The sequence below is a fragment of the Pseudomonas sp. LPB4.O genome (genome assembly GCF_038383825.1).
Lineage (GTDB): Bacteria > Pseudomonadota > Gammaproteobacteria > Pseudomonadales > Pseudomonadaceae > Aquipseudomonas > Aquipseudomonas putida.
Genome location: NZ_CP151298.1, coordinates 1,705,625 through 1,730,840 on the forward strand (window position 1 = coordinate 1,705,625; position 25,216 = coordinate 1,730,840).

General features: G+C 63.5%; 20 protein-coding genes. 8 read left to right on the forward strand and 12 right to left on the reverse strand.

Annotated features, from left to right (window positions below):
* Position 1 precedes the first annotated feature (1 nt).
* Positions 2-961: a MoxR family ATPase gene (locus tag MRBLPB4O_RS07730; RefSeq protein WP_016500830.1), complete on the reverse strand. Its 960-nt coding sequence runs from the start codon at positions 959-961 to the stop codon at positions 2-4.
* 231 nt (positions 962-1,192) lie between these two features.
* On the opposite strand from MRBLPB4O_RS07730, the gene MRBLPB4O_RS07735 reads away from it, so the two are divergent.
* Positions 1,193-2,446, forward strand: coding sequence for a DUF2235 domain-containing protein (locus MRBLPB4O_RS07735; RefSeq protein WP_341797992.1), 1,254 nt, complete (start codon positions 1,193-1,195; stop codon positions 2,444-2,446).
* A gap of 128 nt (positions 2,447-2,574) precedes the next feature.
* Here the strand turns inward: MRBLPB4O_RS07735 and MRBLPB4O_RS07740 are convergent, their stop codons facing one another.
* From MRBLPB4O_RS07740 to MRBLPB4O_RS07760, 5 genes are all read right to left on the reverse strand, one after another.
* Entirely contained in the window at positions 2,575-3,777 is a 1,203-nt protein-coding gene (locus tag MRBLPB4O_RS07740) for an MFS transporter (RefSeq protein ID WP_341797993.1), read from the reverse strand.
* A gap of 55 nt (positions 3,778-3,832) precedes the next feature.
* Positions 3,833-5,047, reverse strand: coding sequence for a benzoate/H(+) symporter BenE family transporter (locus tag MRBLPB4O_RS07745; RefSeq protein WP_284399910.1), 1,215 nt, complete (start codon positions 5,045-5,047; stop codon positions 3,833-3,835).
* A gap of 97 nt (positions 5,048-5,144) precedes the next feature.
* The gene (locus tag MRBLPB4O_RS07750) at positions 5,145-6,032 is read right to left on the reverse strand and encodes a dihydrodipicolinate synthase family protein (protein ID WP_341797994.1); all 888 of its coding nucleotides are present in this window, start codon (positions 6,030-6,032) and stop codon (positions 5,145-5,147) included.
* A gap of 44 nt (positions 6,033-6,076) precedes the next feature.
* Complete coding sequence (locus MRBLPB4O_RS07755) at positions 6,077-6,859, reverse strand: aldolase (protein WP_012271240.1); 783 nt, start codon at positions 6,857-6,859, stop codon at positions 6,077-6,079.
* 320 nt (positions 6,860-7,179) lie between these two features.
* Complete coding sequence (locus MRBLPB4O_RS07760; RefSeq protein WP_341797995.1) at positions 7,180-9,324, reverse strand: HAD-IA family hydrolase; 2,145 nt, start codon at positions 9,322-9,324, stop codon at positions 7,180-7,182.
* A gap of 385 nt (positions 9,325-9,709) precedes the next feature.
* Here MRBLPB4O_RS07760 and MRBLPB4O_RS07765 point away from each other — a divergent pair, with 385 nt between their 5' ends.
* Positions 9,710-10,006 (forward strand): DUF3144 domain-containing protein, encoded by a 297-nt coding sequence (locus MRBLPB4O_RS07765; RefSeq protein ID WP_016500823.1) that lies wholly within the window; start codon positions 9,710-9,712, stop codon positions 10,004-10,006.
* A 25-nt stretch (positions 10,007-10,031) separates the two neighbouring features.
* Here MRBLPB4O_RS07765 and MRBLPB4O_RS07770 read toward each other — a convergent pair whose 3' ends face one another.
* The gene (locus tag MRBLPB4O_RS07770) at positions 10,032-10,925 is read right to left on the reverse strand and encodes a LysR family transcriptional regulator (protein WP_016500822.1); all 894 of its coding nucleotides are present in this window, start codon (positions 10,923-10,925) and stop codon (positions 10,032-10,034) included.
* Between the two features lie 147 nt (positions 10,926-11,072).
* Here MRBLPB4O_RS07770 and MRBLPB4O_RS07775 point away from each other — a divergent pair, with 147 nt between their 5' ends.
* From MRBLPB4O_RS07775 to MRBLPB4O_RS07790, 4 genes are all read left to right on the forward strand, one after another.
* Positions 11,073-12,152, forward strand: coding sequence for a 4-oxalomesaconate tautomerase (locus tag MRBLPB4O_RS07775; RefSeq protein ID WP_341797996.1), 1,080 nt, complete (start codon positions 11,073-11,075; stop codon positions 12,150-12,152).
* Positions 12,153-12,224: 72 nt separating this feature from the next.
* A complete protein-coding gene (locus tag MRBLPB4O_RS07780) occupies positions 12,225-13,532 on the forward strand; it encodes a dicarboxylate/amino acid:cation symporter (protein ID WP_341797997.1) in 1,308 nt (435 codons plus the stop codon).
* A 113-nt stretch (positions 13,533-13,645) separates the two neighbouring features.
* On the forward strand, positions 13,646-14,950 hold the full coding sequence (locus MRBLPB4O_RS07785; RefSeq protein WP_341797998.1) for a citrate:proton symporter: 1,305 nt from the start codon (positions 13,646-13,648) through the stop codon (positions 14,948-14,950).
* A gap of 67 nt (positions 14,951-15,017) precedes the next feature.
* The gene (locus tag MRBLPB4O_RS07790) at positions 15,018-16,271 is read left to right on the forward strand and encodes an OprD family porin (RefSeq protein ID WP_341797999.1); all 1,254 of its coding nucleotides are present in this window, start codon (positions 15,018-15,020) and stop codon (positions 16,269-16,271) included.
* Between the two features lie 52 nt (positions 16,272-16,323).
* On the opposite strand, the gene MRBLPB4O_RS07795 is transcribed toward MRBLPB4O_RS07790, so the two are convergent.
* Positions 16,324-16,572, reverse strand: a complete 249-nt coding sequence (locus tag MRBLPB4O_RS07795) for a CsbD family protein (protein WP_341798000.1) — start codon at positions 16,570-16,572, stop codon at positions 16,324-16,326.
* Positions 16,573-16,718: 146 nt separating this feature from the next.
* The gene (soxR, locus tag MRBLPB4O_RS07800) at positions 16,719-17,174 is read right to left on the reverse strand and encodes a redox-sensitive transcriptional activator SoxR (RefSeq protein WP_341798002.1); all 456 of its coding nucleotides are present in this window, start codon (positions 17,172-17,174) and stop codon (positions 16,719-16,721) included.
* Positions 17,175-17,258: 84 nt separating this feature from the next.
* Here soxR and MRBLPB4O_RS07805 point away from each other — a divergent pair, with 84 nt between their 5' ends.
* Together MRBLPB4O_RS07805 and MRBLPB4O_RS07810 are read left to right on the forward strand one after the other, a co-directional pair.
* A complete protein-coding gene (locus tag MRBLPB4O_RS07805) occupies positions 17,259-18,356 on the forward strand; it encodes an efflux RND transporter periplasmic adaptor subunit (RefSeq protein WP_341798003.1) in 1,098 nt (365 codons plus the stop codon).
* Entirely contained in the window at positions 18,353-21,436 is a 3,084-nt protein-coding gene (locus tag MRBLPB4O_RS07810; protein WP_341798004.1) for a MexW/MexI family multidrug efflux RND transporter permease subunit, read from the forward strand. Before MRBLPB4O_RS07805 ends, MRBLPB4O_RS07810 begins: the two co-directional genes overlap by 4 nt.
* A gap of 115 nt (positions 21,437-21,551) precedes the next feature.
* On the opposite strand, the gene MRBLPB4O_RS07815 is transcribed toward MRBLPB4O_RS07810, so the two are convergent.
* The 3 genes from MRBLPB4O_RS07815 to MRBLPB4O_RS07825 all read right to left on the reverse strand — a co-directional run bounded on the left by MRBLPB4O_RS07815 (position 21,552) and on the right by MRBLPB4O_RS07825 (position 25,174).
* Positions 21,552-22,289 carry a GntR family transcriptional regulator gene (locus MRBLPB4O_RS07815; protein ID WP_341798005.1) on the reverse strand — a complete coding sequence of 246 codons (738 nt, stop codon included), beginning with the start codon at positions 22,287-22,289 and terminating at the stop codon, positions 21,552-21,554.
* A 235-nt stretch (positions 22,290-22,524) separates the two neighbouring features.
* Positions 22,525-24,039: a DHA2 family efflux MFS transporter permease subunit gene (locus MRBLPB4O_RS07820; RefSeq protein ID WP_341798006.1), complete on the reverse strand. Its 1,515-nt coding sequence runs from the start codon at positions 24,037-24,039 to the stop codon at positions 22,525-22,527.
* Positions 24,029-25,174 carry an HlyD family secretion protein gene (locus tag MRBLPB4O_RS07825; protein ID WP_341798007.1) on the reverse strand — a complete coding sequence of 382 codons (1,146 nt, stop codon included), beginning with the start codon at positions 25,172-25,174 and terminating at the stop codon, positions 24,029-24,031. The genes MRBLPB4O_RS07820 and MRBLPB4O_RS07825 overlap by 11 nt, the downstream gene beginning before the upstream one ends.
* Positions 25,175-25,216: the final 42 nt, after the last annotated feature.

Here is a 25,216-nt window from a genome sequence, read left to right on the forward strand (position 1 = left end):
CTCAGGCAACGGCGACGACGTCGAGGATGCGCTGGACCACGCGGTCCTGGTCGATCCCCGCCGCCTCGGCCTCGAACGAGAGGATGATGCGGTGGCGCAGCACGTCGAACAGCACGGCCTGGATGTCTTCTGGGCTGACGAAGTCACGCCCGGCCAGCCAGGCGTGGGCACGCGCACAGCGGTCCAGCGAGATGGAACCGCGTGGGCTGGCGCCGTACGCGATCCAGTCGGCCAGCTCGGTGTCGAACTTGGCCGGGGTGCGGGTAGCCATCACCAGCTGCACCAGGTATTCCTCCACCGCGTCGGCCATGTACAGGCCTAGGATTTCCTTGCGCGCGGCAAAGATGGCCTGCTGGCTGACCCGGCGCTCGGGCTTGGTTTCGCCGCCCAGCGCTTCGCCACGGGCCTGCGCCAGGATACGCCGCTCCACGGCTGCGTCGGGGAAGCCGATTTTTACGTGCATCAGGAAGCGGTCGAGCTGGGCTTCGGGCAGGGGGTAGGTACCTTCCTGCTCGATCGGGTTCTGCGTGGCCATGACCAGGAACAGCGGCGACAGGTCGTAGGTGCTGCGGCCCACGCTGACCTGGCGTTCGGCCATGGCTTCGAGCAGTGCCGACTGCACCTTGGCCGGGGCGCGGTTGATTTCGTCGGCCAGTACCAGGTTATGGAAGATCGGCCCCTGCTGGAACACGAAGCTGCCGGTTTCCGGGCGGTAGATTTCGGTACCGGTGATGTCGGCCGGGAGCAGGTCTGGGGTGAACTGGATGCGATGGAACTGCGCCTCGATGCCTTCGGCGAGTTCTTTGATGGCCTTGGTCTTGGCCAGGCCCGGGGCACCTTCGACCAGCATGTGGCCGTCGGCCAGCAGCACGATCAACAGCCGTTCGACCAGTTTCTCCTGGCCTAGGATCTGCGAAGAAAGAAAGGTGCGCAGCGCGGTCAGCGCTTCACGGTGTTCCATCGGTGACGGTTCCTGGTATGGGGCCGCAGGCGGGGCTGGAGGCAGCTGCCCTGGCAAGGGGTGATACTTTAATCCATCCGGGGGGGTGGCGACCAATGGCGGCTTGGAAATTTATCCAGCCTTGGGCCATGCAAGTACAGAATTGTCCTGCAAATGGCTGGCCATAGGCTGATGTTCAGCGTCGGCGCCCTGGCGCCTGCTTGTGTTTTTGACGCAAGCAGGCGCACAACGATGATCTTGAGATTTGGCGTGTTTTTCGATGGCACCGGTAATAACCAGCACAATGTGATGCCCACAGAGTCGAACGGCGGCAAGGGCGCCAGTTACACCAACGCCTTGAGCAATGTGGCCCTGTTGCACGCGCTTTATCCGGCAGAGGGGCAGAGCGGCGACGGCGCCATGGCGTTTCTCAGCCGTTATGTCGAGGGGGTGGGCACCTTGGAGGGCGCTGAGGATCATGCGTATGCCTCGGCCACCGGGCGCGGGCGCACCGGCGTCGAAGCGCGAGTCACCGAGGCATTGGAGGGTATCGCCGGCCAGCTGCTGGATTGGGCGCACGCCCATCCGCTCGCAAGACTCGAGGGGGTCGAGTTCGACCTGTTCGGCTTCAGCCGCGGTGCCGCGGCGGTGCGTCACTTGGCGAATCTGCTGCACGCTGACGGGGGCCGGGTGCTGGCCGTCGCTTGCGGCATCACGATCAATTTCATAGGCCTGTTCGACACCGTGGCGGCGATCGTTGCGCCGTTGCAGGGCGATTTCGACCCTGCCGACGACCGCCATGGCGGCTTGCGCCTGGGCCTGGGTGAGGGTATTGCCCGGCACGTGGTGCAATTGGTGGCCGGGGATGAGCAGCGGCACAACTTCCCATTGGTGAGCAGTGGTCACGACATCGTGTTGCCGGGTGTGCATTCGAATATTGGTGGTGGTTACCCGAACAGTACGCAAGAGCAGGTACTGCTGTGCAAACCGCAGTCACAGCGTGTGCCGCTGCGCATCCGCGCTGAACAGACCCGCGTGTACAGCACAGTCAGCGCCTTGGTGGCGTCGGCGTTTGGCGGCCTTGGCGCGCGGGTGATTACCTGGGAAGAAGCGATTGCCGGTGGGCGGCCGGATGAGGCGCAAAAGCAGGTGTATGCGGCGGTGTACCGGGAGCGGGAGGTGGCGGGGCAGCTTTCACGGGTTTACCTGAGTGTCATGCGCGCGCTGGCGGTGCGTGCGGGGGTGCCGTTTGGGCCGTTGGGCGGGCAGGCTGAGCATGGGTTGCCGTTTGAATTGCTGGAGATCAGCCGCAAGTTGCATGCGTTTGCCCTGGGTGAATGTGAGCAGCTGCGGCTGACCGAGGATGAGCAGCGGTTGTTGCGTGACAGGTATGTGCACGCCTCGGCGAACTGGAATGCGCTGAAGGGGTTGCGTAACAGTGTGCTGGATGTGCTGTTCATCAATCGGCCAGCGGCAGGCGGTCGAGTGGTGCATCCGAACCGGTAGCTTTATCAACCTGAACCGGCCTCATCGCCGGCAAGCCGGCTCCCACACGGATCGCGCCGCACTCAAGAAGTGTGGAGTCCTGTGGGAGCTGGCTTGCCGGCGAATGGGCTGCAAAGCAGCCCTAGGGTCTAAGCCAGCTGGCGACGCTTACTGGCGAAATATGCCTCCTGCGCCAGGGTCAGCAGCACGGTCAGCAGCATGAACACCACCGAAGCGATGAAGATGCCCTCAGGCAGGCGCTGGTCGAGCATCCAGCCGAACGCAACCGGCCCGATGGCGCCGCCGATATTGAAGCCGGTCGAGACCAGCCCGAAGGTTTTGCCCTCGGCACCACGTGGTGCTGCTGCCTTGACCAGCATGTCCCGCGATGGTGCGATGACCCCGGTCAGCAAGCCGATGGCCCCGAGCACCACCACCAATGCCCAGCCCTGCACCAGCCCCAGCGCCACCAGCGTCGTCAGCGCCGCCGCCAGGGCAAAGGCCATGGCGGCCACCAGGCCATGGCGGCGGGTGCGGTCAGCCAAGGCCCCGCCGCACAAAACGCCCACTGCACTGCACAGCAGAAAAGCCGTGAGCGCCGTGTTCGCCCAGGCCAGGGTCAGGCCTTGGCCCTGGACCAGGGCGGCTACGGAGAACTTCTCGATGGCACTGGTACTCAGGTTCAGCAGGATGAACAGCACCGTCAACACGCCGATCATCGGCGTGAGCAAGCGCACGCGGCCCGGCGCAGCGGCAGCCCCAGCGCCACTTGTGCGGCCATGCCCGGATACCTGATAGACACCGCTGCCTGGCACCGAGATCAGCAGCAGAGCGGCAACACCCACCACTGCACCCGCTGCCAAGGCTGCCTGTGTACCGAACGCGGCGGCAATGCCGAGAAACACCGCTGGCGTTACCGCCGAACCGAGGAAACCGGCGAACGTATGGATCGAAAACGAGCGCCCCAGGCGGCCTTGCTCGATGCCGTTGGCCAGCAACGCGTAATCGGCAGGGTGGTAAACGCCATTGGCGAGGCCCGCCATGGCCATCGTTACCAGCAACACCGCATAGCCGGGGCTGACCGCCAGCAGCAGGAAACTGAGGCTGCCCAGCAACAACCCTGCCTTGAGCACCTTGCGCGCGCCGTAGTGGTCGACGGCATAGCCCAGCGGTGCCTGCACCAGGGCAGAGACGATGTTGAACACCGCCAAGGCCACGCCAAGCTCGACAAACCCCACGCCCAGCAGGCCGGGGAGGACGGGCAGCAATGCCGGGATCAGCATGATGTGCACATGGCTGACGAAGTGCACGGCAGCAATCTGTGTAAGTAGCTTGGGGCCAGCGTGGGGCATGTCGATACCTGTCGAACGGCGTGGGCACATGGCGCAGGGTAGGGGGGGCAAGATTTTACCGGGGTGAGCGGTTGACGCGAGGCAGGCGCCCGTTCAGCACGGCATAGGCCAGCAGGCCAATGACCAGCCCCCAGAAGGCTCCGCCAATGCCGAACAGGCTGATGTTGGCCGCCGCCGCCAGGAAGGTGATCAGTGCGGCTTCGCGCGAGCGGGCATCGGCCATTGCACTGGCCAGGCTGCCTCCGATGGTGCCCAGCAGGGCCAGGCCGGCCAGGGTGGTGATGAAGGTACCCGGCAGGGCCATGAATACACTCGCCAGGGTGACCCCGAACACCCCCACGAGGATGTAGCAGGCACCGGCAGCAATCCCCGCCACCCAGCGCTTGCCCGGGTCTTCATGGGCTTCCTTGCCGGTGCAGATGGCCGCGGTGATGGCGGCGATGTTGAAGGCGTGTGAGCCGAATGGCGCCATCAGCAACGAGCCCAGGCCGGTGACCGCGACAATCGGGTTGGCGCTGGTCTTGAAGCCGTCGTTGCGCAGCACCAGCATGCCGGGCATGTACTGGCCGGTGAGGGTGATCAGGAACAAGGGCAGGGCCACGCTGAGGGCAGCGTTGAGGGAGAAGGTGGGCGCCGTGAACACCGGTGCGGCGAACTCCAGGCGCAGCGTCGCCAGGCCTGCTTGCCCCTGCAGCAGCAGGTAGCCCAGCCCCAGTATCAGAATGCCCACCACGGCGTAGCGGGCGGTGAAGCGTTTGAAGGCCACGTAGGCCACAATCAGCAGCCCTGCCAGGGCCGGGTCGACCGACAGGCCGGCAAAGGCACCGATGCCGAACTGCAGCAGGATACCCGCCAGCAATCCTGCCGCAACGCCTCCGGGGATGACCCGCACCAGGCGCTCGAAGCACCCGGTCAGCCCTAGCACCACGAAGCCGGCGGCCGACAACAAGTAGGCACCGATGGCTTCGCTGTAAGGCACGGTGGCCAGGGCCGTGACCAAAAATGCGGCTGCCGGCGTGGACCAGGCGGTGATCACCGGTTCGCGGCTGTACCAGGACAGCACCAGGCCGCTGAGGCCGACACCGATCGACACGGCCCAGACCCAGGATGAAGTCAGCTCCGGGCTCAGCCCGGCAACCTTGGCGGCCTGGAACACCAGGATGAAGGTGCCGCCATAGTTGACGATGACTGAAACGAGCCCCGCCACCACGGGGTGGAGGATGTCTGTCAGCCGTAATGGCGTTGAAGGTGTGTGTGCAGGCGCGTCCATGGTTGCCTCTGGTCAAAAGTCAGGTACAGGCGCAGCACCAGGCTGATCCTGAAAAAACGATGCCCGGCAGCGTTATGCCGCCGGGCGGGTTTCACGGTTAATTGGCCAGTTCGGCCAGCAGACCTTTTAGGTAAGTGCTGCCCTGGGCATCCAGCGGCTGCAGGGGCAGGCGTGGGGCGCCGACATCCTGGCCGAGCATTTTCAGGCCGGCCTTGATGGTGGTGGGCAGGCCGCGGCGGGTGATGTACTCCAGCAGCTCGTACTGGCGGTAGAACAGCGCGCGGGCTTCGGCCAGGTCGCCTTGCTGCACGGCATCCCACAGCGCCAGGTTCAGTGCCGGGATCAGGTTGGGTGCGGCGGTGCACCAGCCTGTGGCGCCGGCCACCAGCGCTTCCAGGGTCAGCGGGTTGCAGCCGTTGTAGAACGCCACCTGGCCATCGGTGGCCTTGTACAGGCGGTGCATGCGCTGAATGTCACCAGTGCTTTCCTTGACCATGGTCACACTGGGCACCTCGCCGAGGATGCGCAGGATCAGTTCAACCGACAGGTCAGTGCCGCTGGTGCCTGGGTTGTTGTAGAGCATGATCGGGATGTCGATGGCCGCGCCGACGGCCTTGTAGTGGGCGATCACTTCGGCTTCGGTGAGCTTCCAGTAGGAAATGGGCAGCACCATCACTGCCGTGGCGCCGCAGGCCTGCGCCAGGCGCGCGCGCTGCACTGTACGGGCGGTGGTCAGGTCGGAAACGCTGACCACACTGGGCACGCGCCCGGCAATGCGTGCCTGGCTGAAGCGCACCACGGTTTCCCATTCGCTGTCGGACAGGTAGGCCCCTTCGCCGGTGCTGCCCAGCGGTGCGATGGCGTGCACGCCGTTTGCGATCAGGCTATCGATGGACGTGCCCAGGGCATCCAGGTCGAGCGTGCCGTCAGCCGTGAAGGGAGTGATGGTGTAACCGATAACGCCGCGAATTACAGGTGTAGACATGACCAGGCACCTCTGCCGTTGTTGAGGAAAGAGTACAGCTTCGATCAGCCCAGGCAGTCGCCGTGGGCACGCAAGGCCCGGCGTGCGTAGTAGCTGAACGCGGCGCCGTGACGTTTGGGGGTGGAGATCCAGTCGTGGGCTTCTTTGCCCAGTGCTTCGGGGATGGGGCGGATGTCACCGGCGCCCATGGCCAGCAGTTGCATCTTTGCTGCGCGCTCGAACAGCAGGGCAAGTACGCAGGCTTCCTCGATCGAGCCACCGGCAATCAACAGGCCGTGGTGCGAAAGCAGGATCGCACGCTTGTCACCGATCGCCTTCGCGATGATTTCACCTTCCTCGTTGCCCACCGGCACCCCTGGCCATTCCTTGAGGAATGCGCAATCGTCAAATAGCGGGCACAGGTCCATGTGCGAGATGGCCAGCGGCACCTCCAGCATCGACAGGGCGGCGCTGTGCAGCGGGTGGGTGTGGATGATGCAGTTGACATCGGGGCGGGCGCGGTACAGCCAGCTGTGGAAACGGTTGGCCGGGTTGGCCATGCCGCGGCCTTGCAGCACGGTGAGGTCTTCGTCCACCACCAGCAGGTTGGAGGCGGCGATTTCATCGAAGCCCAGGCCCAGTTGCTGGGTGTAGTAGGTGCCAGGCTCCTGCGCACGTGCGGTGATCTGCCCGGCAAGGCCAGAGTCGTGGCCGCCGTCGAACAGGATGCGGCAGGTAAGGGCAAGTTTTTGCCGGGCCGTGTAGGTGTTGTCGGCCAGGGCCGTCAGCATCTGCTGCTGGGCGAGTTTGACCAACTGGTCCTTGGGGGTGTGCATGGTGGTCGTCATGGGCGGTACCTGCGTGGAAAAGGGCGGGTACTGGCTGATCGTCGTAGTGGCGCTGCCAGGACACATGGCGATATTAATGACACCTTGTGTCATTTGCAAGCGTTGTGTCATTCCCACGGTGAAGGCCGGCAGGCATGCGTGGTACGTTCTGATAGCAAATCCTTCGCGGGTAGTCGCGCAGGCTTCAGGCAGTACCTGTGGGGACAACTGTCTTGCACAACACTTGAAAGCTGGCGCGATCACTGTGGGCGCGGCTTTAGCCGCGAACACCGGCGGAGCCGGTGCCATTCACCGCGCAGGCTTCAGGCTAATGCAGTACCTCATGCGCCTATGCAAAGGTCGCCCAGCCTGCTTGCCACATCCCTTGGCGGGTACTGCCGGAAAGCATCTGAAATGGCAGTGATCAGCTGCGTGTCCCTGATCGGGTCCAGCCCTGGAAAACGCTTGCCGTTGCAATCAACTTCATGAGTAAGCACGGCCTCCACACTGGCGTCGTTTTCCCTGTAAACCCGCCTGATGGCCTGTGCTTCCAGCGCCTTGTCGTCTTTGCAGTGCAGGGCATGGTGAATGGCCAGTGCCGCGCCAAACGCCAGCGACGGGGTTTCAATACCATGCTTGCGTGCAAGGTCGATGCTGCTGAGGATGCGTTCGTTGCGCTGAAGCTTGCGCAACGGGTCGCGCCCCACCCGGGCACAAGGGTCTTTGAACGAAGTTGCACAGCGCTCCAGGAAGGTATCGGCAAAACGGCTGACCACTTCTGCCATGTGCGGGTACTCCGCCACCAGTGCCGGCCCGACTTCCTGGCGAATCAGCCGTTCGGCCAGTTCGCTGACACGCGCGTCGCCCATACCCTGGCCCACCGAGTCATGGCCCAGCAGGCTCGCGTACCAGGCAACGATGGCATGTGGGCCGTTCCACAGGCGGTTCTTGATGACCTGGATCTGGGTGATGTCAGGCACCGTCTTCACCTGGCGCAGGCGTTCGAGCAGCTCGCTGCCGTGCTCTACATACAGCGGCATGTCGGGTTCGCTGTTGAACAGGATCAGGTGCAGCTGGCTCATCGCACTGCTGGGCTGGGCAAAAGGCCTGAAGCGCCCGATCAGTCGCTCGTATTCAGGCACGGGCGTCGATGCCTTGGTGGCGACTGCCGGTTCGTCTTCCAGGCTGTTCTGGAACATCTGCGACTTGATGCGCAGTTGACGCACCAGTGCGTCGTTGCTGAGCTTGGAGACGATGCGGCTGACGACTGTTTCGGCGAAATGGGTCTTTTCCAGCACCTGCTTGCCAATTGCCGGCGGACACAGCAATGCCAGCTCTGCCTGCACATGGCGGCGCACAAACGCGGCGCCGCCCACCTTGTTCAGCACGATCAGCAACGTCAGCTCACGGCCACGTCGTTCGAAACGTTGCAGCAGCCCCTTGGCAATCACCTTCGCCTGGTTGCGGATGGCCTGCTCGGGCAGGCTCAGGCCGATAATTTCGGCCGTGGTGTACATGCCGATGACTGCGTCGTCATCGTCCAGGTCGATCATGCGCACATTGTCGAGGGTCTGGTCGAACGAAGTGGCCCCGTAGCGCACGCTGTAACGGCCGAAGGCATTGACGCTTTCGCGCAGCATGCGCGAGCGGGTCGCGGCGATGATTTCACGGGGCCGGGTGTAGCCATCCCAATGGGAAAACACCTGTGTCAGGTAACCACCGCCGATGGCGCCGAAGCCATGAATGCCCACGCTGAACTGGTTCAACGAAGCCGGGAATGGCTCGCTCAATGCCGGCATGCCCAAGTCAGGTACGCACCCGCTAAGGTCGGCGAGAAACTCATGCATGCTGCGGTAGGCTTTGAGCGCGCCAGCCTTGATCTCGGCAGCGGGCGGCTTGATGTCTTCGATCAGGATCGCCTGGCCTTCGGCACGGATGGCCGACAGCATGCCGTTCTCTGAATCCTCGACCATGAAGCACTGATCGGGTTCGCAATTGAGCGCGCGGGCGGCTTTCAGGAAAATCTCGGGGTGGGGTTTGCCCTGGCTTACTTCATCGCCACAGACAGTGATGTCGAAATACTTCAGCACATTGGCATTGATCAGGTATTCCTCGGCAATGGCACGGCGGCTGGAGGTGGCCACTGCCATGGTCAAGCCCGACTTGCGCAGGCGCTCCAGCACTTCCAGCAAGCCGGCCTTGATGGGTACGCCGTGATTGCGCACGTACTCCAGCTCAAGTTCATCCGCACGTTTGCGGATCTCGGCGTAGGGGAAGTCTTCACCGTTATGTGCCTTGGCAAGGGCTTCGGCCTTGGTCGCGCTCAGGCCAAGCGAGCCTATCAATGTGTCCTCGCTCAGCGCTGTGCCGAAGATCTCCAGAGAGGCTTGTTTCAGTGTCTTGAAGCGCAGGCGCTCGGTGTCGAAGAGGGTGCCATCCATATCGAAGATGGCGCTGAAAATGCGTTTACCGTGAAAGAAAAGCATTGGGTGTTGCCCCTTGTTGTTGCGTCAGACATCCCGCCTGTAACAGGCGAATTCGGTGTGTGAGCTGCAGCGGTGGCAGTCAGGTCGGGGGCACACGGTCGACAGGGGGGCGCTCAGGGGTAACGCAGAAGTAAGGTGGGGCGGAGCGGGGAGTGCAGAGCAGGTTTGCAACCTTTGAGGCGAGGCGGGCGGCTGGTTTGGCCTTGAGGTCACGCCCACTGGCTGCAGTCGGTTTTGCAGGCAGTGGGCGCAAATAGCGATGGATACGTGTGATTCCAAGCATAAGGTGCTTTGCTTCCTTTTCGTTATGGGTGATCCTTTTTCAGCCTTGCACGTATGCGCGCCGCCATGCAAGGCTTGGGCTTCCGTTACAAGGTGAACCGCAATGACCCAAGCTACCGATCAGGCCTTTTATGACCGCGCCGATGCGCACATCGACCTGGCCAACCAGCAGATTGAAAAATTCGAAGACCTGGGCAAGGTGAGTGCCTCGCTGACCTTCGGCGCAACGCGTTTCAGCGCCTGGATGAGCGCCCGCAGCTTCAAGAGCGGCGCGGAACTGGCGGCAGCCCGGGAGGAGATTCTGAAGTACTTCTGCGAGCAGTACCGGATGATGCTCGAAGACAACCTGGATGAGCACATCGAGCATTTTGACCACCTGGTACTCGGCAAGGACGCCTGACCTCGCCTGCCTGCGCAGCGGCGACTCAACGGTTGGGCCACTGCTGCAGCAGGATCGAAACGAACTTCTCCGCCGCAGGCGACAACGACGCGCCGCGCCGGTACACCAGCCCCAGGGTGCGTGTGACTTGCGGCTCGATCAACGGCACGCTCACCAGCGTTGGGTGATCAGCGTTGGGCATGGCCAGGCTGGGCATGGCCGACACGCCCAGCCCGGCCTCGACCATGCCCAGCGACGTCGACAGGTGTTGCACTTCGTAGAACCATTTGGGCCGCAGGTTGAGCCCGGACAACGCATGGTCCAGCAGCATGCGGTTGCCGCTCAGGCGGCCGACGCCGATCAGGCGGTAATCCGCCAGCTCTGTCCAGGTAACGGAGGCCCGGTTTGCCAGTGGGTGGTCGCGCCTGCAGGCCAGTACAAAGTGCTCTTGCACCAGCGTGACAAACTCGATGTCCGGGTGCTGGCCGCTCATCATGTTGATGCCGAAGTCGGCCTCGCCGCGCAACACGGCTTCGAGCCCGTCGTTGGCACTAAGGTCCAGCAGGCGAATGCGGATTTTCGGGTACTGCTCGTTGTAATCGCGGATCACCGACGGCAGGAAGTAGAACGCTGCGGTGGGGATGCAGGCGAGGGTGACCTGGCCGGTCTGGCGCTCGGCCAGCTCGCGGATGCTGAGGATGGAGTCTTCAAAATCATCCAGCAGGCGCCTGGCCTTGGGCAGGAAGTCGCGCCCCACGCTGGTCAGGCTGACCCGGCGGGTGGTGCGCTCCAGTAGCGAGGTGCCCAGGCCTTCCTCAAGCTTCTTGATCCGCCGACTCAATGCCGGCTGGGACAGGTGAAGCGCCTCGGCGGCCTCGTGGAAACTACCGAGTTCGGCGATTTTCACGAAAGATCTGATGTCTTGCAGCTCATATTCCATAAGAAAGCCCGCTACTGTCGCCGTGCATGATTAATGTTTGAATCGCAATAATGACTACGATATTTGCATTGGATTGATTTATCCATGCCTGTCACTCTTTTGCTCACAGCATCAATGATGTCCATTGATCAACAAGGGTGCAAAATCATGCAGCGAATTCCTTGCGTACTCATGCGCGGTGGTACCTCTAAAGGGCCGTTCTTCCACGCCTGGGACCTGCCTGCCAATGTAGTCGAACGTGACGAGTTGCTGATCAACCTGATGGGCTCCGGCCACGAGCTTGAAATCGACGGCATTGGTGGCGGCAGCCCGCAGACCAGCAAGGTGGCGATCATCAGCCCGTCTTTGCACGCCGACGCCGACGTCGACTACCTGTTCGTGCAGGTGATGGTTGCACAGCGGCGGGTCGATACTGCCCCCAACTGCGGCAACATGCTGTGTGCCGTTGGCCCGTTCGCCATCGAACAGGGGTTGGTCAAAGGCAAGGAAGGGAAGACCCTGGTCCGTATTCGCAACCTGAACACCGGTACCTTCGTCAATTCGCTGGTAGAAACCCCAGGCGGTATTGTGCGCTACGAAGGCCGTACCGCCATCGACGGCGTACCCGGCACTGCCGCCCCGGTGCACCTCACTTTCCTGGACGCAGTCGGCAGCAAGACTGGCAAGCTGTTTCCTACCGGCCAGGCCAAGGACCTGATCGATGGTGTCCCGGTGACCTGCATCGATATGGCCATGCCGATGATGGTGGTGGAGGCCAGCCAGCTGGGTGTCACCGGCTCGGAAACCCCGGCCCAGCTGGACGCCAACAGCGAACTGCTCGAACGCCTCGAAGCATTGCGCTTGAAGGCCGGCAAGGCCATGGGCCTGGGCGATGTCAGTGGCATGGTCATCCCCAAGCCAGTGCTGGTGTCCAAGCCTCGCTATGACGGCACGCTGCAGGTTCGCTATTTCATGCCGCACAACTGCCATCGCGCCCTGGCGATCACTGGCGCAGTGGGGCTGGCGACTGCCTGCGTCAGCCCCGGCACGGTGATTGCCGATCTGCTGGGCGAAGACGCGCAGCAGCTGACCGAAGTCCGCCTCGAGCACCCCAGTGGCGGCATCGATATCGCCCTGACGCGCAGCGGTGCCGATGGCCAGACGATCCAGGCCTCGGTAGTACGAACCGCCCGGCGGCTCTTCTCAGGGTTCGTCTACGCCCCTACATTCCGCAGGTTGGCCGGGTAGCCCGAGGCGTCGATCCAGATCCGCACATTCGTAACAAGCGCATCCGCACAATTTCAACAATGGTGATGCCCCATGAAACTCGCCAAATCGCTGTATTTCCAGATCCTCTGCGCCGTACTGCTGGGCGTGGTAGTCGGCCACTTCTGGGCGCAACAGGCCGTGGCCCTCAAGCCGCTGGGTGATGCGTTTATCAAGCTGGTCAAGATGATGATTGCGCCGGTGGTGTTCTGCACCATCGTCACCGGCATCGCGGGGATGACCGACAAGCGTTCGCTGGGGCGCCTGATGAGCAAGACGTTGCTGCTGTTCCTGGGCCTGACGGTGGTGAGCCTGGTGATCGGACTGGCGGCGGTATACCTGTTCAAGCCAGGGAGTGGCATGAACATCGACCCTGCCACCCTGAGTACTGCGGGCCTGAGCCAGTACACCGCCTCGGCCGCCAAGCTGAGCGTGGTGGACTTCTTCATGCACATCATCCCGGACACCTTCGTCGGTGCCTTCAACAAGGGAGAGGTCTTGCCGGTACTGTTCATCGCCGTGCTCAGCGGTTTCGCGCTGTCGTCGATGGGCGAAAAGGGCAAGCCGGTACTGGATGTGCTGGAATCGGCTTCGACCATGGTGTTCCGCATCTTCGGCTACCTGATGCGCTTTGCCCCGATCGGCGCTTTCGGCGCACTGGCATTCACCGTAGGCCAGTACGGTATTACTTCCCTCGGCGCGCTGGCCAAGCTGGTGGGGACGTTGTACATCGCCTGCGCATTCTTCGTTCTGGTGGTGCTCGGTGGTATCTGCCGGGCCCATGGCTTCAGCCTGTGGAAGCTTCTGCGCTATTTCCGCGAAGAGTTCCTGGTGGTGCTTGGCACGTCCTCCACCGAGCCTGTGTTGCCGCGCATGCTCGAGAAGCTCGAGAAGCTTGGGTGCAAGAAAGGCGTGGTCGGCCTGGTGCTGCCCACCGGCTATTCTTTCAATCTTGACGGTACTGCCATCTACCTGTCATTGGCAGCCGTTTTCATCGCACAGGCCTGCAACATCGACCTGAGCCTGGGCCAGGTGGTGACCATGCTGGCCATCATGCTGTTGTCTTCCAAAGGCGCGGCAGGTGTCACCGGCAGCGGTTTCGTGGCCTTGGCCTCGACCCTTACCGTTATCCACGACATTCCCCTGGCCGGCCTGGCCCTGCTGATCGGCGTCGATCGCTTCATGTCGGAAGCCCGTGCACTGACGAGTCTTGCCAGCAACGCAGTGGCTACGGTGGTGGTTTCGCTGTCGGAAAATGCCTGTGACCGCCAGACGCTTCATAGCCGCCTGAACGGCGAGCCGGTGGCCAGCACCGTGGTTGAACCTGCCGACTGGGTCGCCGAACCGCGCCGCCACGGCTGAACACCGACCCCTTCACGCTTTTGACAAGGCCCCCACCAGGCACTGCCGGGTGGGGTTGGGGGCTGTCTGCGCTGCAGGTGGCCACATAGACTATAAAAACAAGAGAACAAACCATGCTCGCACTCTTGGGCCTGATCATGGTGGTGACGTTCACCTACCTGATCATGAGTAAACGCCTGTCCCCAATCGTTGCACTGACCGTCGTTCCGATTGTTTTCGCCCTGGTGGGCGGCTTCGCGCCAGACCTGGGCAAGATGATGCTCGATGGGCTGAAAATGGTCGCACCGTCTGCCGCGCTTCTGTTGTTTGCCATCTTGTTCTTCGGCTTGATGATCGACGCTGGCCTGTTCGACCCGCTGATCCGCAAGATCCTCAAGCGGGTAAACGGCGACCCGGTCAAGATCGCCATCGGCACCGCACTGCTGTCGCTGCTGGTGGCGCTGGACGGTGATGGCACCACGACCTACATGATTACCTGCGCCGCCATGCTGCCGCTGTACAAGCGTATCGGCATGAACCCGATGATCCTGGCCACCGTGTCGATGCTGTCGTTGAGTATCATGAGTGGCATGAGCCCTTGGGGCGGCCCCGCCACCCGCGCCATTGCCGCCCTCGGGCTGGATGCGACCGAATACTTCATTCCGATGTTGCCCACCGTCATCGGCGGGGCATTGTGGGTAGTGTTCACTGCCTACCTGCTTGGCCGCACCGAGCGCCGGCGTATCGGCAATATTGCGCTGGAGTCCGGAGGGGGCAACTGCTACATCAAGGAAATCCTCGGTGACAGCCCGCACAAGCGCCCGCGCCTTGCCTATGTGAACCTGGTGCTGGTGATTGTCGTCATGACTGCGCTGGTGCTGGGGCTGATGCATGCGGCCATCCTGTTCATGATCGGTTTCGTCGCGGCACTGATGATCAACTATCCGCAGTTGGACGTGCAGAAAGAGCGCATCCTCGCCCATTCAGGCAACGCCATGACCGTGGTGCTGCTGGTGTTCGCCGCAGGCATATTCGCCGGTATTTTCTCGGGTACCAAGATGGTCGATGCGTTGGCGCAGACCCTGGTGGACTGGATTCCGGAAAGCTGGAGCCACTGGTTCCCGCTGGTGGTGGCGCTGACCAGCATGCCGCTTACCTTCGTGCTGTCCAACGACGCGTACTACTTCGGCGTTGTGCCGATCCTGGCAAACGCCGCTGCCGCGTACGGCATCGACCCGGTGGAAATTGCCCGCGCCTCGGTGCTGGGGCAGCCTGTGCACCTGATGAGCCCTCTGGTGGCTTCCACCTTGTTGCTGGTGGGCATGGTCGACCGCGATATCGGTGACTTCCAGAAGGCCACCGTGAAATGGGCCGTGCTCACCTCGTTGGTGATCACAGCACTGGCGTTGTTAACGGGCGCCTTGTCCTTCTTCGTCTAAGCATTACCGGGCGTTGCCAAGCGCCCGGGCTCCCGCTCACTCAGAAAATAACAATAGAGTACAGATCATGTCCCAAGCTGTGTTCCGTGGGGCCACCTGTGGCCTGCTTTGCGGCTGGCTGCCTGTTGCCGGCGCTTCCGGTTTTGTCGACGACAGCAAGCTCAAGCTGCAGTTGCGCAATGTGTATTTCAACGAGAATTTCCGTGACGAGCACGGTCTGAGCGCCCGCGCTGCCGCCACCGCCAAAAGCGAACGGGTGGAATGGGCGCAAGGCTTTCTGCTTGACTACCAGTCAGGGTTTACCGAAGGTACGGTGGGCGTGGGGCTCGATGCGCTGGGGCTGCTAGGCTTGCGCCTCGATTCCGGTCGTGGGCGCAGTGGCACGGGGCTTCTGCCGGTGCACGACGATGGCCGTGCAGCGCAGGAGTTTGCCAGTGCTGGGGCCACGGCCAAGGCACGCCTGGGCCAGACTGTGGTCAAGCACGGTACCTTGCTGCCAAAGACACCCGTGCTGGTCTACAACGATGCACGGCTGTTGCCGCAGACGTACCAGGGCACGCAGCTGACCAGCACGGATATCGATGGGCTGGCCCTGACGGCGGGGCACCTGGACCGCTTCAAGCAGCGTGACTCGTCCGACAGCACCGGTATCTATCTGGACGGATATGGGGGCGGCAAATCGGGTGACTTCAGCTTTGCAGGTGCCGATTATGCCGTGAGCAAACAATTGCGCCTGAGTGTCTACCATGGCCAGCTGGCGAACTTCTATCGCCAGGATTTTGCCGGGCTGGTCCATGACCTGCCGTTGGCCGGCGGGGTACTGACCACCGACCTGCGCTACTTCAAAAGCCGCGACAGCGGGGCGGCCTACGGCGGCGGCATCGACAACCACATGTTCAGCGGCCAGGTGGCGTATGCGCATTCCGGTCATTCTGTGGGTGCCGGTTACCAGGTGCTCGATGGCGAAGCCGGCTTGCCGTACATCAGCGGTGCGACCGTGTATTCGTTCAGCAACGTCGGCATCGGCAAATTCATCGAGGAGGAAGAGAAAACATGGATGGCCAGCTACGGCTACAACTTCGCTGCGGCCGGGGTACCGGGGCTGACCTTCATGACGCGGTACCTGAGTGGGGACAATGGCCGTTCAGCTGGCGAGGGCATCAAGGAGTGGGAGCGTGACGCCGAGATTGCCTACGTGGTGCAGGGCGGACCGCTGAAAGGGCTGGGCGTGAAGCTGCGAAACTATGTGTATCGATCAGATTTCGCCCGCGGCCGAGACAGCAATCGCCTGTACCTGACCTACGATATTGCCATCTGGTGATGGCACAGGCCGGACGATATCTCCGGCCCTGAGCCGCCTGAGGCGCCGTGGTTCAGCGGCGCAGCAGGCGAGAAACCACCAGTGTGACGGCGGCGGTGATGGCCAGTGCGGCGAAGGGCTTTTCCTTGACGAACGAAGACACCGTATCCAGGGTGTCGCCGTAGGTCTTGGTCACCTGGCCTGCGGCCTGACGCGCATCGCCTTCGGCTTCCAGCACCGGGTCTTCGACCAGACGGCCTACAGCGCTTTGTGCCTTGCCTGCGAGGTTCTCTGCAACACCTTCGATCTGTTCACGTTTCATGATGGCTTAGTTCCTTCCTGTGATCGGCTTTGGGTTAACAGCACAGGGTTAGGGCGGTGAAGGGCCGCAATGGTTCCAAGCGTCTGCTTGCAACCTGCAGGCCACGCGCTTTTGCGAAGGGTTGCACATGGCTCGAGAGCGCGAGGCTAGCGGGCTTTGTTCTCGAGGATCCGCGCCCCGGTACCTTCCTTGCCCAGCACATCCTCGGGGTTGCGCAGCGGGCAGTCCTCCAGTGACAGGCAACCGCAACCAATGCAGTTGTCCAGGCTGTCGCGCAGTGCCTGCAGCGTGCGGATGCGGGCGTTCAGGTCTTCGCGCCAGGCGGTGGACATCTCGCCCCATTGCGCCGCCGTAAGCTTGCTGTTGGGCGCATAGCGGCTGAACGCCTGCTTGATTTCCTCCAGCGGAATACCCGTGCGCTGCGCCACCTTGATGATCGCCAGTGTACGCAGCACCAGCGAGGGATAGCGCCGCTGGTTGCCTGCCGTGCGGACGCTGGCGATCAGCCCCTTGGTCTCGTAGAAGTGCAGCGCAGACACCGCCACGCCGCTGCGTCTGGCCACTTCACCCACTGTGAGCATCCGCGTGTTGTCCGCTGCCATGCCTGTTGACCTCAAGTTAAGTTGAGCTCTTATAGTCCTGCCCGATCTTCCCCGCAACCGCTTTCCCTCTGATCGGAGCTGTGCATGAACAAAAGGACGTTACTGGCCTGGGCCGGCGCTGTTGCCGGTGTGCTGGCCGCTGCCTATGCGTTGGTGGGTAGCGGGTCGGCGCCGCTCGCTGCGGCGGCGTGGCCGGCGACCAAGGTGGCGCTGGCCACGGCCGAGCAGGTGCAGCTGGCGCGGCAGAACTTTGCTTCGGGGGAGCTGGAGGCGGTCAACCAGGTACAGGTGGCGGCCGAGACGGCGGGACGCATTACCCGCATCGCCTTCGAGTCGGGGCAGGCGGTCACTGCCGGGCAATTGCTGGTGCAGCTCAACGACGCGCCGGAGCAGGCCCAGCGGGTGCAGTTGCGAGCGAAATTGCGTAACGCGCAAGTGGTGCTGCAGCGCAGCCGCAAGCTGCGGGCGATGAATGCCGTTTCGCAAGAGCTGCTGGACAACGCCGCCACCGCCGTGGACGTGGCCAGCGGTGAGCTGCAGCATGTCGAGGCGCTGATTGCGCAGAAGGCCATTCGCGCACCGTTTGCCGGCAAGTTGGGTATTCGCCGGGTGCATCAGGGCCAGTATCTGGGCGCCGGCGAGGCCATCGTCAGCCTGGCCGACATCAGCCAGTTGCATGTGAATTTCGCCTTGGGCGAGCAGGCCGCCCCCGAAGTGCATGCCGGGCAAGTGCTGGCACTGACGGTGGACGCCGTGCGCGGGCGAGGCTTCCAGGCCCGGGTGGTGGCGGTCGATCCGGTGGTCAGCAAGGCGCGCCTGGTGCAGGTGCAGGCAGCCTTGCCGAACCCGGACGGGCAGTTGCAGCCGGGCATGTACGCTGGCGTGCGCCTGGATGCTGTGCAGCCGTCGACTGTATTGGCTGTGCCAGAAACGGCGATCACCTACGCCGCCTATGGCCAGACAGTATTCGTTGCCACTCAGGACGCGGCGCATGGTACCCGGGTCAGCAGGGTACGGGTAACCACTGGTGAGCGCTGGCAGGGGCGGGTGGAGGTTACGTCCGGCTTGGCGCCCGGTGACCGGGTGGTGGTGTCTGGCCAGTTGAAACTGAGCGACGGCATGTCGGTCGAGCCGGTGGCGCAGGACAGCTTGCAGGCCAACCTCGGAGGGGGGCAGCCATGAAGTTTACCGACCTCTTCGTGCGCCGCCCGGTGCTGGCGCTGGTGGTCAGCAGCCTGATCATCCTGATGGGGCTGTTTGCCATGGGCAAGTTGCCGATCCGTCAGTACCCGTTGCTGGCAAGCTCGACCATTACCATCAGCACCGAGTACCCCGGCGCCTCGGCCGAGCTGATGCAGGGCTTTGTGACCCAGCCGATCACCCAGGCGGTCTCGTCGGTGGAGGGCATCGACTACCTGTCCTCGTCGTCGCAGCAGGGGCGCAGCCTGATCACCTTGCGCATGGTGCTCAACCGCGATTCGACCCAGGCGCTGGCCGAGACCATGGCCAAGGTCAACCAGGTGCGCTACCGCCTGCCGGAAAAGGCTTACGACCCGGTGGTGGAGCTGTCGGCAGGCGACTCCACCGCCGTGGCCTATGTGGGTTTTGCCAGTGACAGCCTGTCGATACCGGAGCTGAGCGATTACCTGTCGCGGGTGGTGGAACCGCAGTTCTCAGGCATCGACGGCGTGGCCAAGGTGCAGTCGTTCGGCGGGCAGCGCCTGGCCATGCGCCTGTGGCTGGACAGCGAACAGATGGCCGGGCGCGGGGTGACCGCAGCGGACGTGGCGCAGGCGGTGAGGGCCAACAACTACCAGGCGACGCCGGGCCAGGTGCGTGGGCAGTATGTGCTGGCCGATATCCAGGTGGACACCGACCTGTCCCGGGTCGAGGACTTCCGTGAGCTGATCATCCGCAACGATGGCACCGACCTGGTGCGCCTGCGCGATGTCGGCACTGTCGAGCTGAGTGCGGCTGCCACCCAGACCAGCGCCACCATGGACGGCAAGCCGGCCGTGCACCTGGGGCTGTTCCCCACGCCGACCGGTAACCCGCTGGTGATCGTCGAGGGCATTCGCCAACTGCTGCCGCAGATCCAGCAGACCCTGCCGCCCGGGGTGAAGGTGGCGCTGGCCTACGAGACGGCGCGCTTCATCGATGCTTCGATCCATGAGGTGCTGCGCACCCTGGTGGAGGCGATGCTGATCGTGGTGCTGGTGATCTGGCTGTGCCTGGGCTCGCTGCGCAGCGTGCTGATCGCGGTGGTCGCCATTCCGCTGTCGATGCTCGGTGCCGCAGGCCTGATGCTGCTGTTTGGCTTCAGCCTCAACCTGCTGACCTTGCTGGCGATGGTGCTGGCCATCGGCCTGGTGGTGGACGATGCCATCGTGGTGGTGGAGAACGTGCACCGGCATATCGAAGAGGGCAGGTCGCCGGTCGCTGCAGCATTGGCCGGGGCACGGGAAATTGCCGGGCCGGTGATCGCCATGACCCTGACCCTGGCAGCGGTGTATGCGCCGATCGGGCTGATGGGCGGGCTGACCGGTACGCTGTTCCGCGAATTCGCCCTGACTTTGGCGGGCGCGGTGATCGTATCCGGCATCGTGGCGCTAACCCTGTCGCCGGTGATGAGCTCGTTACTGTTGCAATCCGGGCAGCAGCATGGCGCGATGGCCAATAGGGCGGATCGGTTGTTTGCTGCGTTGACGGGTACCTATGGGCGGGTGCTGGCCTACACCTTGTCACATCGCTGGATCGGCGGTGGCGTGGCGCTGCTGGTGTGTTTGAGCCTGCCCTGGCTTTACCTGCTGCCCCAACGCGAGCTGGCGCCGCCCGAGGACCAGGCAGCGGTGCTGACCGCCATCAAGTCGCCGCAGCATGCCAGCCTCGAATATGCGGAACGCTTTGCGCTGAAGCTTGACCAGGTGATGAAGGCCATCGCCGAAACCACCGACACCTGGATCATCAACGGTACCGACGGCCCGGCCGCCAGTTTCGGGGGTATCAACCTCAGCGCCTGGGAGGCGCGCGAGCGGTCCGCCGCACAGGTGCAGGCGCAGTTGCAGCAGGCCGTGGCGGATATCGAAGGCAGCAGTATCTTTGCCTTCCAGGTCGCTTCGCTGCCGGGCTCCAGTGGCGGACTGCCGGTGCAGATGGTGCTGCGCAGCGCCAGGGATTATCCCGAGCTGTACCAGACCATGGAGGTGCTCAAGCAGCGCGCCCGCGACAGCGGCCTGTTCGCCGTGGTGGACAGCGACCTCGACTACAACAACCCGGTGGTCAAGGTGCGCGTCGACCGGGCCAAGGCGGCTAGCCTGGGCATCAGCATGCAGGCCATTGGCGAGTCGCTGGGTGTGCTGGTGGGCGAGCAGTACCTCAACCGCTTTGCCCTGTTCGGGCGTTCCTACGACGTGATCCCTCAGAGTATCCAGGACCAGCGCCTGAGCCCTGCGGCGCTGAACCGTCAATACGTGCGCGCCGAAGATGGCAGCCTGGTGCCGCTGGCCACGGTGGTGCACCTGGAAATCGAAGTGGCGCCCAACCGCCTGTTGCAGTTCGATCAGCAGAACGCCAGTACCCTGCAGGCCATCCCGGCGCCAGGGGTGTCGATGGGTAACGCCGTGGCCTTTCTCGAACAGCTCACCGGTGAACTGCCGCCGGGCTTCAGCCACGACTGGCAATCGGAATCGCGCCAGTATGTGCAGGAGGGCTTTGCCTTGATGTGGGCGTTTCTTGCTGCGCTGGTGGTGATCTACCTGGTGCTGGCGGCGCAGTACGAAAGCCTGGTTGACCCACTGATCATCCTGGTAACCGTGCCGCTGTCGATCTGCGGTGCACTGCTGCCGCTGGCGCTGGGCTGGGCCACGTTGAACATCTACACGCAGATTGGGCTGGTGACGCTGATCGGCCTGATCAGCAAGCACGGCATCCTGATGGTGGAGTTCGCCAACGAGATCCAGGTGCGCGACAACCTCGACCGTGCTGCCGCCATTGTTCGTGCTGCGCAGATACGTTTGCGGCCGGTGCTGATGACCACCGCAGCGATGACCTTCGGCGTGCTGCCACTGCTGTTCGCCAGCGGCGCCGGGGCCAACAGCCGCTTCGGGCTGGGGGTGGTGATTGTGTGCGGGATGCTGGTGGGGACCTTGTTTACCTTGTTCGTGCTACCGACCATCTATGCCTGGCTGGCGCGCGATCACCGGGTGACCACGGTGCGGGGGCAGCAGTTGATCGAAGCCGAAAGGCAATTGGGGACGCTGTAGGAGCAGCCTTGTGCTGCGAAGAGGCCGGCATGGTCAACACATTTCTTTGGCAGTAATGGCCTCTTCGCAGCACAAGGCTGCTCCTACAGGGATTTGCGCGCGCCTTTGGGACGGATCAGGTGGGCGAGCGATCCCGGCGCATCTGGGTGACCAGGGTAAAGCGGTCATCCGGGTGCACGGTTTCGGAAACCGCCATCAGATCACCGTTTTCCTCGCGGTAATGGCGGATGATCTTCAACCCCGGTGAACCCGCTTCGGCCTTCAGCGCCCGGGCCATTTCTGCGGTCAGCAGCACTGCCCGCACCTGCTGGTCGACCACCGCGATCGCCCGGCCATAGTGCTGCTCGATCAACCCCGCAATCAGCTGGTCGGGGTGCTCGCGGGCCCGTTCGATGACCTCGGCATAGTCGCGCTGGGCGTACACATCGGTCCAGCACAGCGGCGCGGCATTGTGCAGGCGGTCGACGCGAATGCTCGACACGCAGAAGTAATGCTCGCCCGGTACCAGCCCCAGCCGCGCCGCTTCGCTCAGGTCGGCGACGAAATGGCGAACGTCCTGGATTTCCCGCTGCTGGGTTTCGGCCAGGTGGGCCAGGTCGGCCACGCTGGCCAGCGACTGCGAGTAGCCGCCGCGCGGGCTGCTGGCTTCTACCCGGGTGCCCACGCGCTTGCGCCGTGACACCAGCCCCTGGTTGAGCAGCTGGTCGATCGCGGCGCGCACCGTGTGCCGGCTCACATCGTAAAGGTCGCACAGCTCGAACTCGGTCGGCAGCAGGCTGCCCACCGGGTAGCGGCCGTTGGCGATGCCTTCCATCAAGTCCTTTGCCACGGTGGAGTAGCGCGTCGGGTTCATACCTCTGGTCTGTCTCGCAAATTCATCGGTTGGCAGTGTAGCAGCGGCAGGGACAGGTTCGGCACCGCCGAAATGCGTGCGGTGCCGGGCCGCGCGCCGGGTGCGGCACTCTAAGCGCATGCCCCTTGTAGGAGCAGCCTTGTGCTGCGAAGAGGCCGGCATGGCCAACACGTTTCTTTGGCAGTAATGGCCTCTTCGCAGCACAAGGCTGCTCCTACAGGGAGATGTGTCGGCATCACAATTGGTGTTTTGACCGTAACAGCAATGCCGATACTGCACACCCGACCAACGCCAGGCACGCCAGGTAGAACGCATCACTATAAGCCATCAGGTAAGCCTCCCGCCGAATGGTCACCGCCAACCCCTCCAGCAGCTGCTGCTGGTGCGGCAACCAGCTCTGCACTGTCTGGTTGATGCGCTCTTGCATGCCAGGCTCGAACACTGTCACCTGCTCGTGAATACGCTCACTGTGAAAGCGCTCACGGGTGGCCACCAGTTGCGTCAACCCGGCCGTGCCGATGGCACCCCCCAGGTTGCGCAGCATGGAGAACACCGCCGAGGCCGAGCCGGCTTCACGCTTGTCCAGCCCGGCCACCGCCAGCACCGACAACGCCACCATGATGAATGGCTGGCCAATACCGCGCACCACCGTGGACGGGATGATCACGTTGTCGGCACTGTCGGCGCTCAGGCTAGCCCCCAGCCAGCAGCCCAGGGCCATGATCAGAAAACCGCTGGCGACCATGAACTTGGCGCTGGTCCAGCCCATCAGCCGGGGCATCAACGGCGCCAGCAGCAGCTGCACCACGCCATAGGCGATCAGCGCCACGCCGACATCGTGCGCGCTGAAACCCTGCAGCTGCGACAGGTAGTTGGGCACCAGAAATACCAGGCCGAACGTGGCGGCGCCAAATATGAACATGGCCACGCTGGCGACGCCGAAGTTGTAGCGCCCGAGCAAGCGCAGGTTGATGAACGCGCGCTGGCCGAACAGCTGGGTCACCACGAACACCACCAGGGCAATGGCGGCGACCCCGCTCATGGCAACGATGAATGGCGAGCCGAACCAGTCCAGCCGGCCGCCTTCTTCCAGCACGATCTGCAAGCCACCCAGGCCGATCACCATGGCGGCGATACCCAGCCAGTCACCTTTGCGTAGCAGCTCAAGCTTCATGGGCTTGGCCTCGATCGACCAGGCGATGGCGAACAGCAGTGCAATGCCGGGGAACAGTTGCAGATAAAAGATCCAGCGCCACGAATAGGCATCGGTCAGCCAGCCACCAATCGAGGGCCCGGCCGCCTGCGCCACGCTGTTGGCCAGGCTGAACAGCGCCATGCCCATGGCCATCTTGCTGGCCGGCAGTTCGGTGATGATCAGCTGGAACGACAGGGGAATCAGCACCGCGCCCGCAGCACCCTGGATCACCCGGATGGCAATCATCGCCTCCAGATTGGGCGCCCAGGAACAGGCCACCGAAGCTATCAGGAATATGAGTGAGCCGGTCCACATCACCCGGCGCAGCGAGAACACCTCCACCAGCCAGGCCGTCAGCGGAATCATCACGATTTCCGCCACCAGGTAGGCGGTGGAAATCCATGAGCCTTCCTCGAAGCTGGCACCCAGCGAGCCGCGGATTTCCGGCAAAGCGGCGCTGGTGACATGCACGTTCATGCCGGCCATGAAGCAGCCGAGCAGGCCGCCGAGCACCGCTACCCAGGCGCGCAGCGTGACCGTTTGTTCAGTGCGCATCGGCCACCTCAGCGGGGCGGGTGTCGACCGTGCTCACCACCGACATGCCGGGCAGTACCTGCGGGCTATCCAGCGGTTTGTCGAGCAGAATGCGCACCGGGAAACGCTGGACGATCTTGGTGAAGTTGCCGGTGGCGTTGTCCGACGGCAGCAAGGCGAAGACATTGCCCGAGGCTGGCGAAAAACTGGCCACATGGCCATGCAGTGGCTGGCTGGCGAAGCTGTCGACACGTATTTCTACCGGTTGCCCGGGGCGCATGCGGGCCAGTTGGGTTTCCTTGTAGTTGGCCACCACATAGGCTTGCTGCAGGGGCACCACAGCCAGCAGCGGCTGGCCCGGCACCACGTACTGGCCGGTGCGCACGCGGCGCTGGCCGACCACGCCGGTGATCGGCGCGCGGATCACGGTGTCCTGCTCGTCCTGCTCGGTGAGCTGTTGGTGGGCCTGGGCGCGTGCCAGGGCCGCAGCCCGTTGTTGCTGTTTGGCCTCGGCCTGGGCTGACTGGGCCTTGGCCATGGCCAGTTGTGAGCGTTGCTGGCGCAGCGCGGCCTGGGCACCTTGCAGCGCGGCTTGTGCCTGGCTGGCATGGGCACTGGCGGTTTCCAGGCGCTGCACGGTCGCTGCGTCGTCACGCACCAGGCCACGGTAGCGTTGGACATCCAGTTCACTGCGACGCTGTTCGGCGGTGGCGCTGCGCACGACGGCCTCGGCCTGCAGGATGGCTTGCTGTTGCTGGTCGATGCGCTCGGTCGCTACCTGTTGGCTGGCCTGGGCGGCGGCCAGTGCCGCCTGTGCCTCGGTCACGCCAGCCCGGGCCTGGTCGAGGCGGGCGCGGTAGTCGCGGTTTTGCAGGCGCACCAGCACATCGCCGGCTTTCACCGGCTGGTCGTCAGCCACCTCGACCTCGGCTACGTAGCCCGCCACGCGTGGGCTCAGGGCCACCCAGTCGGCGCGGACGTAGGCGTCGTCGGTGGTCTCCAGGTAGCGGCCGGTGGTGAGCCAGTAGCTGGTGAAGGCCAGCAGGGCGATTGCTGCCAGGCTGCCGCTGGCGGTGTAGGCCAGGCGGCGACGGGATCTGGCTTTGGCCCGCTGTTCAGTTTCGGCTGGTGCGGTTTGTTCTACGGCGACATTCATGTTCGGTTTCCATGCTTGATTTCTGGGGCCGCTAAGCAGCCC